Source organism: Microvirga sp. ACRRW, from assembly GCF_022346925.1.
Classification (GTDB): Bacteria; Pseudomonadota; Alphaproteobacteria; order Rhizobiales; family Beijerinckiaceae; genus Microvirga.
This window is the reverse complement of record NZ_JAKRNJ010000001.1, coordinates 372,522-386,080: the sequence shown is the minus strand read 5'-3', so window position 1 is coordinate 386,080 and position 13,559 is coordinate 372,522. Positions and strand designations below refer to the sequence as shown.

Annotated in this window: 17 protein-coding genes and 1 tRNA gene; 11 read left to right on the top strand and 7 right to left on the bottom strand. The window is 60.7% G+C overall.

What is annotated here, in order from left to right; translation table 11 throughout:
• The first annotated feature begins 5 nt into the window (after positions 1–5).
• Both MHY87_RS01895 and ilvN read left to right on the top strand, forming a co-directional pair.
• Positions 6–686 (top strand): glutathione S-transferase family protein, encoded by a 681-nt coding sequence (locus MHY87_RS01895; protein WP_239348830.1) that lies wholly within the window; start codon positions 6–8, stop codon positions 684–686.
• A 26-nt stretch (positions 687–712) separates the two neighbouring features.
• Positions 713–1,258 (top strand): acetolactate synthase small subunit, encoded by a 546-nt coding sequence (ilvN, locus tag MHY87_RS01890; protein WP_239348828.1) that lies wholly within the window; start codon positions 713–715, stop codon positions 1,256–1,258.
• 4 nt (positions 1,259–1,262) lie between these two features.
• On the opposite strand, the gene MHY87_RS01885 is transcribed toward ilvN, so the two are convergent.
• Positions 1,263–1,808 (bottom strand): DUF924 family protein, encoded by a 546-nt coding sequence (locus MHY87_RS01885; RefSeq protein WP_239348826.1) that lies wholly within the window; start codon positions 1,806–1,808, stop codon positions 1,263–1,265.
• Positions 1,809–2,082: 274 nt separating this feature from the next.
• On the opposite strand from MHY87_RS01885, the gene ilvC reads away from it, so the two are divergent.
• Positions 2,083–3,102, top strand: coding sequence for a ketol-acid reductoisomerase (gene ilvC / locus MHY87_RS01880; protein WP_239348824.1), 1,020 nt, complete (start codon positions 2,083–2,085; stop codon positions 3,100–3,102).
• 68 nt (positions 3,103–3,170) lie between these two features.
• On the opposite strand, the gene MHY87_RS01875 is transcribed toward ilvC, so the two are convergent.
• The 3 genes from MHY87_RS01875 to MHY87_RS01865 all read right to left on the bottom strand — a co-directional run bounded on the left by MHY87_RS01875 (position 3,171) and on the right by MHY87_RS01865 (position 4,373).
• Positions 3,171–3,524 (bottom strand): hypothetical protein, encoded by a 354-nt coding sequence (locus MHY87_RS01875; protein ID WP_239348822.1) that lies wholly within the window; start codon positions 3,522–3,524, stop codon positions 3,171–3,173.
• 107 nt (positions 3,525–3,631) lie between these two features.
• Positions 3,632–3,787, bottom strand: a complete 156-nt coding sequence (locus MHY87_RS01870) for a hypothetical protein (protein WP_239348820.1) — start codon at positions 3,785–3,787, stop codon at positions 3,632–3,634.
• A gap of 64 nt (positions 3,788–3,851) precedes the next feature.
• On the bottom strand, positions 3,852–4,373 hold the full coding sequence (locus MHY87_RS01865) for a DedA family protein (RefSeq protein ID WP_239348818.1): 522 nt from the start codon (positions 4,371–4,373) through the stop codon (positions 3,852–3,854).
• 149 nt (positions 4,374–4,522) lie between these two features.
• On the opposite strand from MHY87_RS01865, the gene pdxY reads away from it, so the two are divergent.
• The 3 genes from pdxY to MHY87_RS01850 are packed head-to-tail and all read left to right on the top strand — an operon-like array spanning position 4,523 to position 6,992.
• Positions 4,523–5,371: a pyridoxal kinase PdxY gene (gene pdxY / locus MHY87_RS01860; protein ID WP_239348816.1), complete on the top strand. Its 849-nt coding sequence runs from the start codon at positions 4,523–4,525 to the stop codon at positions 5,369–5,371.
• A 5-nt stretch (positions 5,372–5,376) separates the two neighbouring features.
• Positions 5,377–6,282, top strand: coding sequence for a PhzF family phenazine biosynthesis protein (locus MHY87_RS01855; protein WP_239348814.1), 906 nt, complete (start codon positions 5,377–5,379; stop codon positions 6,280–6,282).
• The gene (locus tag MHY87_RS01850) at positions 6,282–6,992 is read left to right on the top strand and encodes an NUDIX hydrolase (RefSeq protein WP_239348812.1); all 711 of its coding nucleotides are present in this window, start codon (positions 6,282–6,284) and stop codon (positions 6,990–6,992) included. Before MHY87_RS01855 ends, MHY87_RS01850 begins: the two co-directional genes overlap by 1 nt.
• Here MHY87_RS01850 and MHY87_RS01845 read toward each other — a convergent pair.
• Complete coding sequence (locus tag MHY87_RS01845; protein WP_239348810.1) at positions 6,983–7,315, bottom strand: hypothetical protein; 333 nt, start codon at positions 7,313–7,315, stop codon at positions 6,983–6,985. The two genes, MHY87_RS01850 and MHY87_RS01845, sit on opposite strands and share 10 nt — an antisense overlap.
• A gap of 436 nt (positions 7,316–7,751) precedes the next feature.
• On the opposite strand from MHY87_RS01845, the gene MHY87_RS01840 reads away from it, so the two are divergent.
• Positions 7,752–9,299, top strand: a complete 1,548-nt coding sequence (locus tag MHY87_RS01840; RefSeq protein ID WP_239348808.1) for a 2-isopropylmalate synthase — start codon at positions 7,752–7,754, stop codon at positions 9,297–9,299.
• Positions 9,300–9,357: 58 nt separating this feature from the next.
• Positions 9,358–10,014: a CPBP family intramembrane glutamic endopeptidase gene (locus MHY87_RS01835; RefSeq protein ID WP_239348806.1), complete on the top strand. Its 657-nt coding sequence runs from the start codon at positions 9,358–9,360 to the stop codon at positions 10,012–10,014.
• 7 nt (positions 10,015–10,021) lie between these two features.
• On the opposite strand, the gene MHY87_RS01830 is transcribed toward MHY87_RS01835, so the two are convergent.
• A complete protein-coding gene (locus tag MHY87_RS01830) occupies positions 10,022–10,495 on the bottom strand; it encodes an Lrp/AsnC family transcriptional regulator (RefSeq protein WP_239348804.1) in 474 nt (157 codons plus the stop codon).
• Positions 10,496–10,624: 129 nt separating this feature from the next.
• On the opposite strand from MHY87_RS01830, the gene phhA reads away from it, so the two are divergent.
• Complete coding sequence (phhA, locus tag MHY87_RS01825) at positions 10,625–11,482, top strand: phenylalanine 4-monooxygenase (RefSeq protein WP_239348802.1); 858 nt, start codon at positions 10,625–10,627, stop codon at positions 11,480–11,482.
• Positions 11,483–11,582: 100 nt separating this feature from the next.
• Positions 11,583–11,658, top strand: a tRNA-Lys gene (locus tag MHY87_RS01820).
• A 112-nt stretch (positions 11,659–11,770) separates the two neighbouring features.
• Here MHY87_RS01820 and MHY87_RS01815 read toward each other — a convergent pair.
• Entirely contained in the window at positions 11,771–12,121 is a 351-nt protein-coding gene (locus MHY87_RS01815) for a tyrosine-type recombinase/integrase (protein WP_239348800.1), read from the bottom strand.
• A gap of 256 nt (positions 12,122–12,377) precedes the next feature.
• Between MHY87_RS01815 and MHY87_RS01810 the strand changes: the two genes are divergently transcribed.
• On the top strand, positions 12,378–13,439 hold the full coding sequence (locus MHY87_RS01810; RefSeq protein ID WP_239348798.1) for a class I SAM-dependent methyltransferase: 1,062 nt from the start codon (positions 12,378–12,380) through the stop codon (positions 13,437–13,439).
• Positions 13,440–13,559: the final 120 nt, after the last annotated feature.

Here is a 13,559-nt window from a genome sequence, read left to right as displayed (position 1 = left end):
AAGCAATGCCAACCCTCGTCATCGCCAACAAATGCTACTCGTCCTGGTCGATGCGGCCCTGGCTGCTGATGAAGCAGCTGGGTGTTGCCTTCGACGAGATCACGATTCCGCTCGATCTGCCGGATACCAAGGAGAAGGTGCTGAAGCACTCTCCCGCCGGCAAGGTGCCGATCCTCATCGACGGCGACGTGACCGTGTGGGAAACCGTCGCGATCATGGAATATGTGGGTGACGCTCTCAGCGCGCCCGTATGGCCGGAAGATCGCAAGGCTCGCGCTATGGCGCGCTCCATTGCGGCCGAAATGCATGCGGGTTTCTCAGGCTTGCGCAATGACTGTCCGATGAATCTCGGCAAGAAATATGCGCAAAAGGATCGTGGCGAAGCTGTTGCACGTGACGTTGCGCGCTTTTCCGAGATCGTGCGTCAGGCGCGCGAACGCTTCGGCGCAGGCGGGCCGTTCCTCTTCGGTGCGTTCTCCGGCGCCGATGCCATGTATGCGCCGCTCGTCACGCGCCTCGACACATATTCCATCGCTCTCGATAAAGAAACGCGCGCCTATGTCGACGCAATCCTGTCGCTTCCCGCCTTCCAGGACTGGCGCTCCGCTGCGCTGAAGGAAGCCTGGATCGTCGATGCCGACGAGGTCGATGAAGAGCCGATCGAAAATTATCGCAACGCAGCCTGAAGCCCAGTAACGCCGGACAACGAACCATGCTCCAGATGAAAACACATTATCCCGATGCGCACCGCGTCGAGCCCGTCAACCGGCACACGCTCGCCATCGTCGTCGACAACGAGCCGGGCGTCCTCGCCCGCATCGCAGGCCTCTTCTCAGGCCGCGGCTACAACATCGAAAGCCTGACCGTTACCGAGACGGAGCACGAGGCGCATATCTCGCGCATCACCATCGTGACGACGGGCACGGACAGCATCATCCAGCAGATCAAGAGCCAGCTCGAACGCCTCGTGCCGGTGCATCGCGTGGTCGATCTCACGATGACCGGCGAAGCGGTGGAGCGCGAGTTGTGCCTCGTGAAGGTGGTGGGCAAGGGCGATCACCGCGTGGAGGCCATGCGCCTCGCATCCGCCTTCGGTGCGCGCACGCTGGACGCCACGCTCACGTCCTTCGTCTACGAGCTGACCGGCGCGACCGACGAGGTCGAGCGCTTCATCAAGCTCATGACGGCGGTGGGCCTCGTGGAAGTCTCCCGCACCGGTGTCGCTGCCATGGCGCGCGGTGCGGAAGGGATCATGTAAGAGTTTAGCCCCGGAAGTCGTTCTCTTTCAGAAACGCTTCCTCCTCCGGTGTCGTCGCTCTTCCGAGAAGGGCATTGCGGTGGGGGAAGCGGCCGAAGCGAGCGACGATCTCATGGTGGTGGCGTGCCCACTTGGCGGAATCCTCACCGAGGGTTTCGTTCAGGGTCACCGAGCGTTCCTGATGCCGCAAGGACTCGGAATGCATGAAGGGCAGGTAGAAGAAACGGCGGAACTCCGGTTCCACCTTGTGGTCGAAACCACGCTCGATGGCACGGTCAGCCACCATCAGGGCGACGGGATCGGTCTTGTAGGTCTCGCGCTGTCCCCGGAACATGTTTCGCGGGAACTGATCGAGAAGAAGAACAACGGCGAGCGCACCCTCGGGGGTGAGCTCCCACTCGTTGAGGTCGCCCCTCGCGGCAGCCTCATAGGTGGGCATGAAACGGTCCCGGCAGGCTTGGTCGAAGGCGTCGTCCTTCGAGAACCACTTCTCCGGTCCGGCATCGCGCCAGAAGGCAAGGACTTCATCGGGAGTGGCGAGGCGCTGCATGCGGCTTGTCCTTTTGAGGAAAGAATTGCTCATACCCAATCTAGAGCATGGGAGATCTATTTGAACTCTCGAAGCTCGGACCGTTTGTAGGCAGGGCAAAGCCGTCGTTTCAGGCGGTTGAGGCACTTTTCCTACAAACTTCGACTTGTCAGCGCAGTTTTGTTCGCTAAAAGCGGCGCTGGACAAAACAATAGTTGCGCGAAGGCTTGAGCCCAACCGCAATACAACGAAGACCGGGGCGGGGAGCCCCCTGAAACACAAGGACTAGAGCACCATGCGCGTGTATTACGATCGCGACGCCGATATCAATCTGATCAAGGGCAAGAAGGTCGCCATCGTCGGCTATGGCAGCCAGGGCCATGCCCATACGCTGAACCTGCGCGATTCCGGCGTGAAGGACATCGTCGTGGCTTTGCGCAAGGGCTCTCCCTCCGCAGCCAAGGCCGAGAAGGCCGGCATCAAGGTCATGGAAGTGGCCGAGGCCGCCAAATGGGCCGACGTCGTCATGATGCTCACCCCCGACGAGCTGCAGGCGGACATCTACCGCAACGACCTGCAGGACAACATGAAGCAGGGTGCTGCTCTCCTGTTCGCACACGGCCTCAACGTGCACTTCAACCTCATCGAGCCCCGCAAGGATCTCGACGTGCTCATGGTCGCCCCCAAGGGCCCCGGCCACACGGTGCGCTCCGAGTATCAGCGCGGCGGCGGCGTGCCGACGCTCATCGCAATCCACCAGGACGCCACGGGCAACGCCCATGACATCGCGCTGTCCTACGCTTCCGCCAATGGCGGCGGCCGCGCCGGCATCATCGAGACTTCCTTCAAGGAAGAGTGCGAGACCGATCTCTTCGGCGAGCAGGTCGTGCTCTGCGGCGGACTCGTCGAGCTGATCAAGGCCGGCTTCGAGACGCTGGTCGAGGGAGGTTATGCTCCCGAGATGGCCTATTTCGAGTGCTTGCACGAAGTGAAGCTGATCGTCGACCTGATCTACGAAGGCGGCATCGCCAACATGAACTACTCGATCTCGAACACCGCCGAGTACGGCGAGTACGTGACGGGTCCGCGCATCATCACGGCTGAGACGAAGGCCGAGATGAAGCGCGTTCTGGAGGACATCCAGACCGGCAAGTTCACCCGCGACTGGATGCTCGAGAACAAGGTCAACCAGACCTCGTTCAAGGCCGTGCGCGCGCGCAACGCCGCCCATCCCATCGAGGACGTCGGCGCCCGCCTGCGCGACATGATGCCGTGGATCAAGGAAAAGGCTCTGGTCGACAAGACCAAGAACTGATTTCGCATTCAGCGACAACGAAAAAGGGGCGGAAAATTCCGCCCCTTCTTTTTGTCTGTTCGGGATGGTCAGAGCGAATGCACGATCAGTGCCGACACGGCGATCAGCGCGCAGACGTGAAAGCCGAGGCTCGGGCGGCGGCGAAGCCAGAGATGGAAAAGGCCGGCGCAGACCGTGAGCACCACGAGCAGCAGCCACACACCCTGAGCGACACGGTTCAACCCCACGATGCCGATCAGAAGGTCTCCTGACGTCCAAGCCTCGATCAGCCAAAGGGCCGCGAGGACAAAGGCCGCGACTTTCCATTCGTAATGGCGCCAGGTTTTCGGCAGGCCGGCCATGCCGGGTTCTGCGGGAGAGAGGTCTTCCAGCGACTCGTCGTCGACGTGCCAAGCGTATGAAGGCTTATGGGTCTGTCCCATGGCAATGCTTCCGTAATGTTATACCTTGGCATTAACATTACGGAAGGCCTTTGCCACCTCCGGAAACGAAGGGGATTTTTATCCGAAGAGCAGAAAAAATGGCAGTTTTACTGCTGGTTGCTCTTCGTGTTCTGAGCCTTGTTGTTGTCCTGCTTGCCGGGATCGGTGCGATTCTTCACCGTGCCGCCCGAGCCGCGGGTATGGTCGCCAGGGTGCTTCTTGCTCTCGCCGGAGTTGTCGCCGCTCATCTTGCCTTTGCCCATGGGAAACCTCCTTTTGGGTACGGGAGACTAATGAACCCTCCGGAAGCCGGTTCCCTAGAAAAACTTACCAGAGCAGGGAATGCGCCAGCACGGTGCCGGGCGCGAGCAGGGCGAAGGACCAGACGGAAGCCGAGGCCATGTTGGCGGCCTGGAAGAGCACGCGGGGCATCAGGAAAATGCCGGCGACCAGGGGTAGGACCGCGCGGGTGGGGCCGAAGAAGCGGCCGAGAAAGACGGCCCAGGGGCCGAAGCGCAGGAAGAACCGCTCGCCCTTCTCGATCAGGTCGGGCCTGCGCGAAAGGGGCCAGATGCCATAGGCCCGTTTCTTGACCTTGCGGCCGATCTCGTAAGAGAGCCAGGCGCTCAGAAAGGCGCCCGTCGCGGCCCCGAGCCAGACCTGCCAGAACGAGACATCCGCCGCCGCCAGCGCAATCCCGACGGCCACGAGGATCGTGATCATCGGCAGGATGAGCGAGATGAAGGCAAAGGATTCCCCGAAGGTCATCAGGCCCACGAGCAAGGGCGCATAGGCCTGGTGGGCCCGGATGAATTCGATGACGGTATTGGTAATGGACTCGAGATTCACGCGCGGCGCCTCCTGAACGGGCCTCTTGTAGCGAATGAATGGCCCCTATGCCACGATCCGGCGCATCCGTGATGAAAGCTATCACATCACGTCATTTGAAGCCGGATGAGCAATGCGCTAACCGAAAGAGAGAGAAGGGGGCTATAGCCATGAATGTTCTCTCGATCCAATCCCACGTTGCCTACGGTCATGTGGGCAATGCATCCGCCGTCTTTCCGATGCAGCGTCTCGGCGTCGAGGTCTGGCCCATTCATACGGTGCAGTTCTCCAACCATACGGGCTACGGCTCCTGGAAGGGCCGGGTCTTCGACGGCCCCGCTATCGAAGAACTGGTCGAGGGGATCGCGGAGCGCGGCGTGCTCTACCGGTGCGACGGGGTGCTCTCCGGCTATATGGGCTCTGCCGATATCGGCAATGCGATCCTTTCCGCCGTGGCGCGGGTGCGGGCGCTGAATCCAAAGGCGCTCTATTGCTGCGATCCGGTGATCGGCGATGTGGGGCGCGGAATCTTCGTGCGCCCCGGCATTCCGGAATTCATGCGCGATCAGGCGCTGCCCGCCGCCGACATCATCACGCCGAACCAGTTCGAGCTGGACTATCTCTCGGGCTTGACGACCGAAACCTTGAGCGATGTGAAGAAGGCAGTCTCGACCGTGCAGCAGCTCGGCCCCAAGGCCGTGCTGGTGACATCGGTCGAAGCGAAGGAGACGCCTGCCGATTCCGTCGATCTGATTGCAGGCCAGGGCGGCCGATTCTGGCGCGTGCGCACGCCCAAGCTCTCGCTCAGCATCAACGGCGCGGGGGATGCGATCGCGGCCCTGTTCTTCGTCCATTATGCACGCTCGGGATCCGCGGCAACGGCTCTTGCGGAAGCTGCCGCCTCTGTCTACGGCTTGCTGAAGCGCACGGAGGAGGCAGGCTCCCGCGAGATCCTCACCATCGCCGCGCAGGACGAGTTCGTTTCGCCCACGTACCGTTTCACTCCGGAAGAGGTTTGATCCGCATGAACCGCCGCTTCATCACCCTCGACGTCTTCACGTCCGAGCGCTTTGCCGGAAATCCTCTCGCCGTCGTGCTGGATTCGGAAGGGCTCGACGATGCGGGCATGCAGACCATCGCGAAGGAATTCAACCTTTCCGAAACGGTCTTCGTGTTCCCGCCGGAAGATCCGCATCAGCGCGCCGACATCCGCATCTTCACGAGCAAACGGGAATTGCCTTTCGCAGGCCATCCGACCGTGGGAACGGCATTGCTGCTCGCGCTACTGGATCAAAAGGGCGAGCCAGGCGCCGTCGCTTTCGGCCTGAAGGAGAAGGTCGGCATCGTGCCTTGCGTGGCTGAGGTGAAGGATGGGGTGAGTGGCACAGCGCGCTTCCGCCTGCCGCGTCTGCCGTTCTCCTGGGGCGAGGGCAAGGAAAGCACCGATTGCGCCTGGGCGCTCGGTCTCGATCCGAAGGAAATCGGATTCGAACGCCATGTGCCGAGCCGCCATTCGGCAGGTGTTGCTTACGATCTCGTGCCCGTGGCATCCCTCGATGCATTGGAGCGCGCCTATCCGAAGGGCGAGGCCTTCGACAAGGCTTTCTCCGACAGCGATCATCCGGCAGCCTACGTCTATACGCGCATGCCGCAGGCGGAAGGTTTGCGCTTCCGCGCCCGCATGTTCGGGCTCGGCATGGGCATCATGGAGGATCCTGCAACCGGTTCCGCCGCCGCTGCTTTCGCAGGCGCTCTCATGCAATGCGAGCCGCTCGGTGATGGCGAGCACAACATCGTCATCGAGCAGGGCGTCGAGATGGGCCGTCCGAGTGAGATCCGCTTGCAGATGACGATCAAGAACGGCGCGCTCGTTTCCGCCGAGATCGGCGGCGGAGCCGTCATGGTCACGCGCGGAGAGATCATCGCGTGATGTCGGAGATTCTCATTAAGCGCGTGTCGCGCGTCGAAGCGAAATGCGTGCCTGCGGAATGGCCTTGGGCCGAGCGAAACCGCTCGCTCATCGAGGGGAACTGGGCACGCCGCATCGCGGACAAGCCTAAGATGTTCAATGGGCGGGTGCTGCTGCTCAGCAATCTGGAGTTCGAGCAGGATCTCTGCCGCAACACGTATTTCGAAACCGACTACGCGGATTTCCTCGCCTGGATCGACAGCGGCTATCCAGACAAAAGCATCGCCAACGGTTTCGCCATGGGAGCGTTGCGCGGATCGGACGGCGCTTTCATCTGCGGCGTCATGTCGGCGCATACGGCGAATGCGGGGCGCGTCTACTTTGCGGCAGGAACGCCCGATCTGGACGATCTCAGGCCTGACGGCACCGTCGATCTCGCTGCGAGCCTGACCCGCGAGCTGATCGAGGAAACCGGCCTCGAGGAAGGCCAGTTCCATGTCGACGACGAATGGATCATCGTCCAGCGCTGGCCGACGATTGCGCTGCTGCGCATGGTAACGCTGCCGATGACGGCGGAGGAGGGCGCAAGCTTGATCCGCGCCAACATCGCCAGGGAAGCAGAGCCTGAATTGCAGGACGTGCGGATCGTCCGCAGCGTGAGGGACATCGATCCGGAGACGATGCCTCTCTTCCTGCAATCCTTCTTCGAGACGGTCTTTACTCAGACATAACCGTGGCGGGCTTTCGTCGCCCGGATCATGCGCTGGGCTTCCGCATCACGCCCTGCGGCGCAGGCGGCCTCCGCCTGTCCCATCTCCCGGTCGACCTGGTTGTAGACCGACTGGCCCACATGGCCCATGGCGAGATCGTTGCTCATCACGGCCCGATAGCGGGCGATCTCGCCCTGGCAGCCGGAACCCTCGGGCATGCGGAAGCCGGAAGGAGTGGCGCTCGCGCTGGCGGAGGCCGTGTTGGAAGCCGTCGTCTGGTTGCAGGCGGCAAGCGGCAGGGCCACAAGGCCGGTCAGGCACAGGCCACGGATCACATTCTTCATCAAATCACCTCACGTTGGGCTGGGGGCTGGATAAAAGCCAAGCTTGCTCTGATTTAGTGCGTTTTCGCATCCGGCCAGAGCCTGAGGGTCAAGGAACTTTCCTATACGATCGTCGCGCCTGGGCTTTTCGTTTGTTTCAAGCGCTTGCCATTCGAAAGCTCCCCCGTTACAAACATGCCCGTTGTTCGCAGGCTTAAGCTGCGGCTTTTGGAGGAATGGGCAGCGATGGCAATCGGCTCCCACAGCGCTGACAAGAACGGCACCGCTTCCGCGGCCGGCCGCGCGCTTCTCCTTGGCCTCCTTCTCCTTAGCCGCCCCTGAGGGTCGTCTGGGCATTGTTGCCTGGGCTCTCAGGGGTCTTAAAAATCAAGAACAACCTCCGAGCGCCCGGCATTGAAAGACCAGGATAGCGCTCCTCCCGAGAAGGACTGACACGATGACCGCCTCTAAAGACCGCGTATTGATTTTCGACACCACCCTGCGCGACGGCGAGCAATGCCCCGGCGCGACCATGACGCTGGAAGAAAAGCTCGAAGTCGCGGCCCTGCTCGACACCATGGGCGTCGATGTGATCGAGGCGGGCTTCCCCATTGCCTCCAACGGCGATTTCGAAGCCGTGTCGCTGATCGCGCAGCAGGTGAAGAACGCCACCGTCGCCGGTCTCGCCCGCGCGATCTCGGCGGACATCGCCCGTGCAGGCGAGGCTGTGCGCCACGCCAAGAAGCCGCGCATTCACACGTTCGTCTCCACCTCGCCGATCCACCTGCAGCATCAGATGCGCAAGTCGGAAGAGGAAGTGCTGGAGATCATCACCACCACGGTGACGCAGGCGCGTAACCTGATCGAGGACATCGAGTGGTCGGCCATGGACGCCACGCGCACGCCCATCGATTATCTGTGCCGCTGCGTGGAAGCCGCGATCAAGGCAGGCGCCACCACCATCAACCTGCCCGACACGGTGGGCTATGCGACGCCCGATGAATACCGCGCTATGTTCCGCGCGGTGCGCGAGCGCGTGCCGAACGCGGACAAGGCGATCTTCTCCGCCCATTGCCACAACGATCTGGGCCTCGCGGTCGCGAACTCGCTTGCAGCGTTGGAAGGCGGCGCGCGCCAGATCGAATGCACGCTCAACGGCATCGGCGAGCGCGCGGGCAACGCGGCTTTGGAAGAAGTCGTGATGGCGATCAAGACGCGCGGCGATGTGCTGCCATACGAGACGGGTATCGAAGCCACCATGTTGACGCGCGCGTCAAAGCTTGCTTCCGCCGCGACGTCTTTCCCGGTGCAGTACAACAAGGCCATCGTGGGCCGGAACGCCTTCGCGCATGAAAGCGGCATCCACCAGGACGGCATGCTGAAGAACGCGCAGACCTACGAGATCATGACGCCGGAAAGCGTCGGCGTGTCGAAGACCTCGCTGGTCATGGGCAAGCATTCGGGCCGTGCGGCCTTCCGCAACAAGCTGGAAGAGCTGGGCTACAGCCTCTCCGACAACCAGTTCCAGGACGCGTTCGAACGCTTCAAGGATCTCGCAGACCGCAAGAAGCACGTCTACGACGAGGATATCGAGGCGCTGGTCGATCAGAACATCGCCACTGCCCATGACCGCATCAAGCTGGTCTCGCTCTCCATCGTCGCCGGCACGCGCGGCCCGCAGCGCGCCACCATGCGCCTGCAGGTCGACGGCAACACGGTGATCGAGGAGCAGGAGGGCAACGGCCCGGTGGACGCCACATTCAACGCCATCAAGGCGCTGGTGCCGCACGAGGCCGTGCTGGAACTCTACCAAGTGCATGCGGTGACGGAAGGAACCGACGCGCAGGCGGAAGTGTCGGTGCGCCTCTCCGCCGATGGCCGCAGCGTGACGTCGCGCGCAGCCGATCCCGACACGCTGGTTGCCTCCGCGCAGGCCTATCTCGGCGCGCTCAACAAGCTCATGAGCCGAGGCGCTCGCCTGCATGCGCAGCACGCGGCGGAATAAGCATCCGATCAGGGCCCGCTCAGCGGGCTCTTTTCATATGGAGGCTTATGTTTCGTTCATGATTGAGCCTGTCGACATGCCGCGCAGCAAAGAGGCCAAGGGATTGAGAGGCGGGCTTGCCCTCTTCACGATAACTTTCTTCCTGACCTGGACCTTGTGTGTCGTTCTCATTTGGAAGCTTGAATTGCTCCCCCAATGGGCGCGGCCTTGGTTTCGCACCTTCTTTTGGATTGCGGCTGCAGCAGCCTTCGCATTTTGGGTAAAGCTTCGGCACCCCTTGCGATGGCTTGGGGTGACGCCCGTTTCGACGAAAGCAATAGCCCTCTCGCTTCTAGCCTTCGTATCGGTTCTCGGCTGGAATTTTTTGCGAGTGAATATGGTCGATGTGCCTCTGGGCCGTATCTCCGCACTCTCGCTGGGAGGCTATGCGTGGAGCCTCGTTGGTGTGTTCGTTGAAGAACTCCTCTTTCGAGGTGTCGTTCAAACGCGGTTGAGCGAGCAGATGAAAGCTCGATATGCAATCCCATTGGCAGCCGCTCTGTTCCTGACAATCCATTTTCCCGGCTGGCTTATTCTCTCTCTCCCATTCAATGCTCCAACCATTGTCTCTGTTTTTCTCATCGGCCTTGTCTGCGGATGCCTCAGATACTTCAGTGGAAGCCTTTGGCCTGCTGTAACTGCTCATTGGGCCAATAATCTCGGCGCCCTTTTGTAGGTCCGCTTCAAGGATCCAACACCGGCACGGGACTCTGCGGCTTGATGGTCGAAAGCACGAAGCTCGAGCGCACGTCCGCGACGCCGGGCAGGGTGAGCAGGCGGTTCATGGTGAACTCGCCGAAGCTCTCGATATCCCGCGCCACCGCATGGACGATGATGTCCACTTCTCCGGCAAGGGCATGGCAGGCGATGACCTCCTCATAGCCTTTCAGCCGATCCACGAGGCGCGTGCGCCAGCCGGGCTCTGATTGCTCCAGCTTGATGAACACGAAGGCTTCCACCTCGAAGCCGAGGGCCTTGCGGTTCACCAGAGCCCTATAGCCCTCGATGATGCCATCCTCCTCCAGGGCCTTCAGGCGTCTCAGGCAGGGGGAGGCCGCGAGACCGACCTTCTCCGCCAATGCGGAGTTTGGAATGCGCCCATCCCCCTGAATGGCACGCAGGATTCGGCGGTCGGAGGGGGATAGGTGGCGTTTCATGGAAACCTCAGATTGCGGCCTTCAGGTCATTTTATGACTGCCTTTGTGCTTATCCAGGTCATATCCGTCGGAAAATGACCCGATCTGAGTGCTACCCTTGCGTCACAATAACTTTTCGAGGGAAACGCCATGAATATCGCCACCGGCAGCGACGACCCGCGTGAGTACATGCGTGATCAGGGTTTTGACAGCTACACCGAGACGGATCACGCAACGTGGAGCACCCTCGCCAAGCGCCAGCGGGAGATCCTCAAGGGCCGCATCGCCGACCAGTTCCTGGAAGGCCTCGACCGGCTCGGCATCGGCGAGGAGGGCATTCCCGACTTCCGGGTGATGAACCAACGCCTTAAGGCGGCCACGGGCTGGGAGGTTGTGGCGGTGCCCGGACTGATCCCCGATCTCGCCTTCTTCCGCATGCTGGCGAACCGCCAGTTCCCGGCAGGCTTTTGGATCCGCAAGCCCGAGCAGCTCGACTATATCGAGGAGCCGGACATCTTCCATGACGTGTTCGGCCATGTGCCGCTCATCATGCAGCCGATCTATGCGGATTATCTCGAATCCTACGGCAAGGCCGGGCTTGTCGCAGCCGAGCACGGGGCGCTGAAATATCTGGCGCGGCTCTACTGGTACACGGTGGAATTCGGCCTCGCCCAGACGCCGGACGGCATGCGCATCGTCGGAGCAGGCATCGCCTCCTCGCCGGGCGAGACGATTTTTGCCCTGGAGAGCCCGTCGCCCAACCGGGTCGCTTTCGACCTCGGCCGCGTCATGCGCACCCTCTACCGGATCGACGACTACCAGGAGACCTATTTCGTGCTCGACGGGGTCGAAGCCTGGCCGAGCCTCGATGTCGACAAGCTGATCCCGCTGTGGAAAGAGCTGGAGGGGCAGGGGGAGATCGAGCCCGGCCAAATCCAGCCCGAGGACCGGGTTTTGACACAAGGTGACGGGAGTTATCACCGGTCAAAATCGAAATCTGCCGCTTAAGGAGAAAAACTCTCCAAATGGGCTAGACAGGGGCCGTACGGTTTGTTACACGCACGGCCTCTTCAGCGGAGATCTTAGCCGCTGAATTCGCTTCGGCGATGGGTGATTAGCTCAGTTGGTAGAGCAGCTGACTCTTAATCAGCGGGTCGTAGGTTCGAGCCCTACATCACCCACCAAATTTACCGCTAAATCCGCCGACAACTTAGTCTGACCCAGAACGGCTTCACCGCATGGCGGTCCATGCCATTCTACATCCGGTTTGCAGACTTCGTCCGGTTTTCCTTCCTCTCATGTTTGAGCATCGCGGCCTCTGCCAGCTTTACACCGCGTCCCAAATAATGGGTCTGCAAAAATTTCCTCTGCGTCCTTCAAATGAGTAGCCGTGGGTGATGCAATCTCAGGCACGCTCGCGCCGGCCAGCGCCAAGCGCGTGACGGCAGAGCCGCGGATATCGTGGAAGGTCACATCGTCAATTCCAGCCTGTTCGCAGGCCTTGCTCCATAATGCGCGGAAGCCGTCTGAGGTCCACGGGTTACCCTCAGTGTTGGTAAGGAACGTGATGGCTTTCCGCTTCGCCGCGGTGAGATGATCGTGAAGGGTAGAGCCAACCGTGATGGGACGCTGTTCGGTGCAGTCCAAGCAGCTATTGCAGGTCTATCGAACCCACTACATAAGGCGGCTGCTGAAGAAGTCCTCGAACGTGGTGATATCTTTGATCGGAACGAAATACTTGTGCCGATGTCTATGCAGATCGTGGGAGTGGATGATCGTACGATGGACGAGCTCATTGAGCAGGCGTCCGGGCTAGCAGCTTAGATCTGAGGCATTGGGACAGGTTTCCTTAGGCATAGAATACTGATACACAAAAACTGTCGAGCCCAAGGATCACCCTGTTATGTCATCCTCTAACAAAGTCTTTTCCTCAGTAAACTCGCATGACGCCCTTAATGTCGTGAACGATGCCCAAAAGGCCGACTTCGATAAAATGGTGGCAATCTCCGGTGGTGCATTGGTTGAGCAGCGCCAAACAGCGTACTTGACCCGCTGGCAGGAAGCTTTGGTCTATATCCCACGTGGCGCTCGGCTGCTGGACATCGGCGGGGGCTGGCCCATCGAGCGCATTTGGCGAGCCGTCGTAGAGGAGCGTGAGGTTCGCTATCATCTGCTCGACATCGAGACAGCACTAGTTGAAGCTGCTCAGGAATGGCTGCCGCGATATGGTCTTCCAGCAAGCAACGCGGCCGTTGGCCCTAACACGCACTTCCCGTTCTCATCCGGTGGTTTCGACGTAGTGTTTTCCTCCCACTGCCTGGAACATTCGCCGGATCTCGCGCAGACCTTCAATGAGATCAGTCGGGTGCTTACCCCTGAAGGCCTGTTATTCTTTGCGGTACCCTTCGGGTTCGATGACTCTGACGAACATCTTTTGTATCTCGACATTGAAGACTGGCTGAACGCGACCGAGATGGCCGGCTTTGAGGTCATCAACTACCACGTCGGCCAAGTCTATCCCATGTCAGGCTGGGATCTTTGCGTCATAGCCCGACGAGCTCCAGCGTTGGCGAACGAAGAGGGGCTGCAGAATTTAGTAAAACGGCAAAGCAAAATGCAGAAGGTGCTCGCGCGTCCTGCTGACCCGATTTTTTCTTATGCGGGGCCCATCGTGCGCAAGTCCGATCACCATATCCTTCAAGGGCAGGGTACCAGCGTGACGGTAGTTGCAGACAAGCTTGAGGCGCTGTTGTTCCGACGCCATGCGTGGTCCGGAATTGTTCAAGTGACGGCTGGTAAGGATGCCTCATCCGGGAAGATCATCGATCTCTATTCGCGCATCCCTACTATCGGTGCAGTTGATGTGAGGGGGCTATCCGGCCCAGTAACTGTCACTGTGATCGGGCGAGATCGCGGGCACTCTGAGCAGGCTGTGCTGCACGGGGCACTGTTGGAAGCGCCATAAGGCACAGTTTATCTTCCCCATCTAAGCCGCTCTTCGGGGCGGCTTTTTCATATCCACATCACGACGACCCATGACCGCTCAGACATTCGGGCGGGCGCTTTCGTTCGTCCTCAAACACGA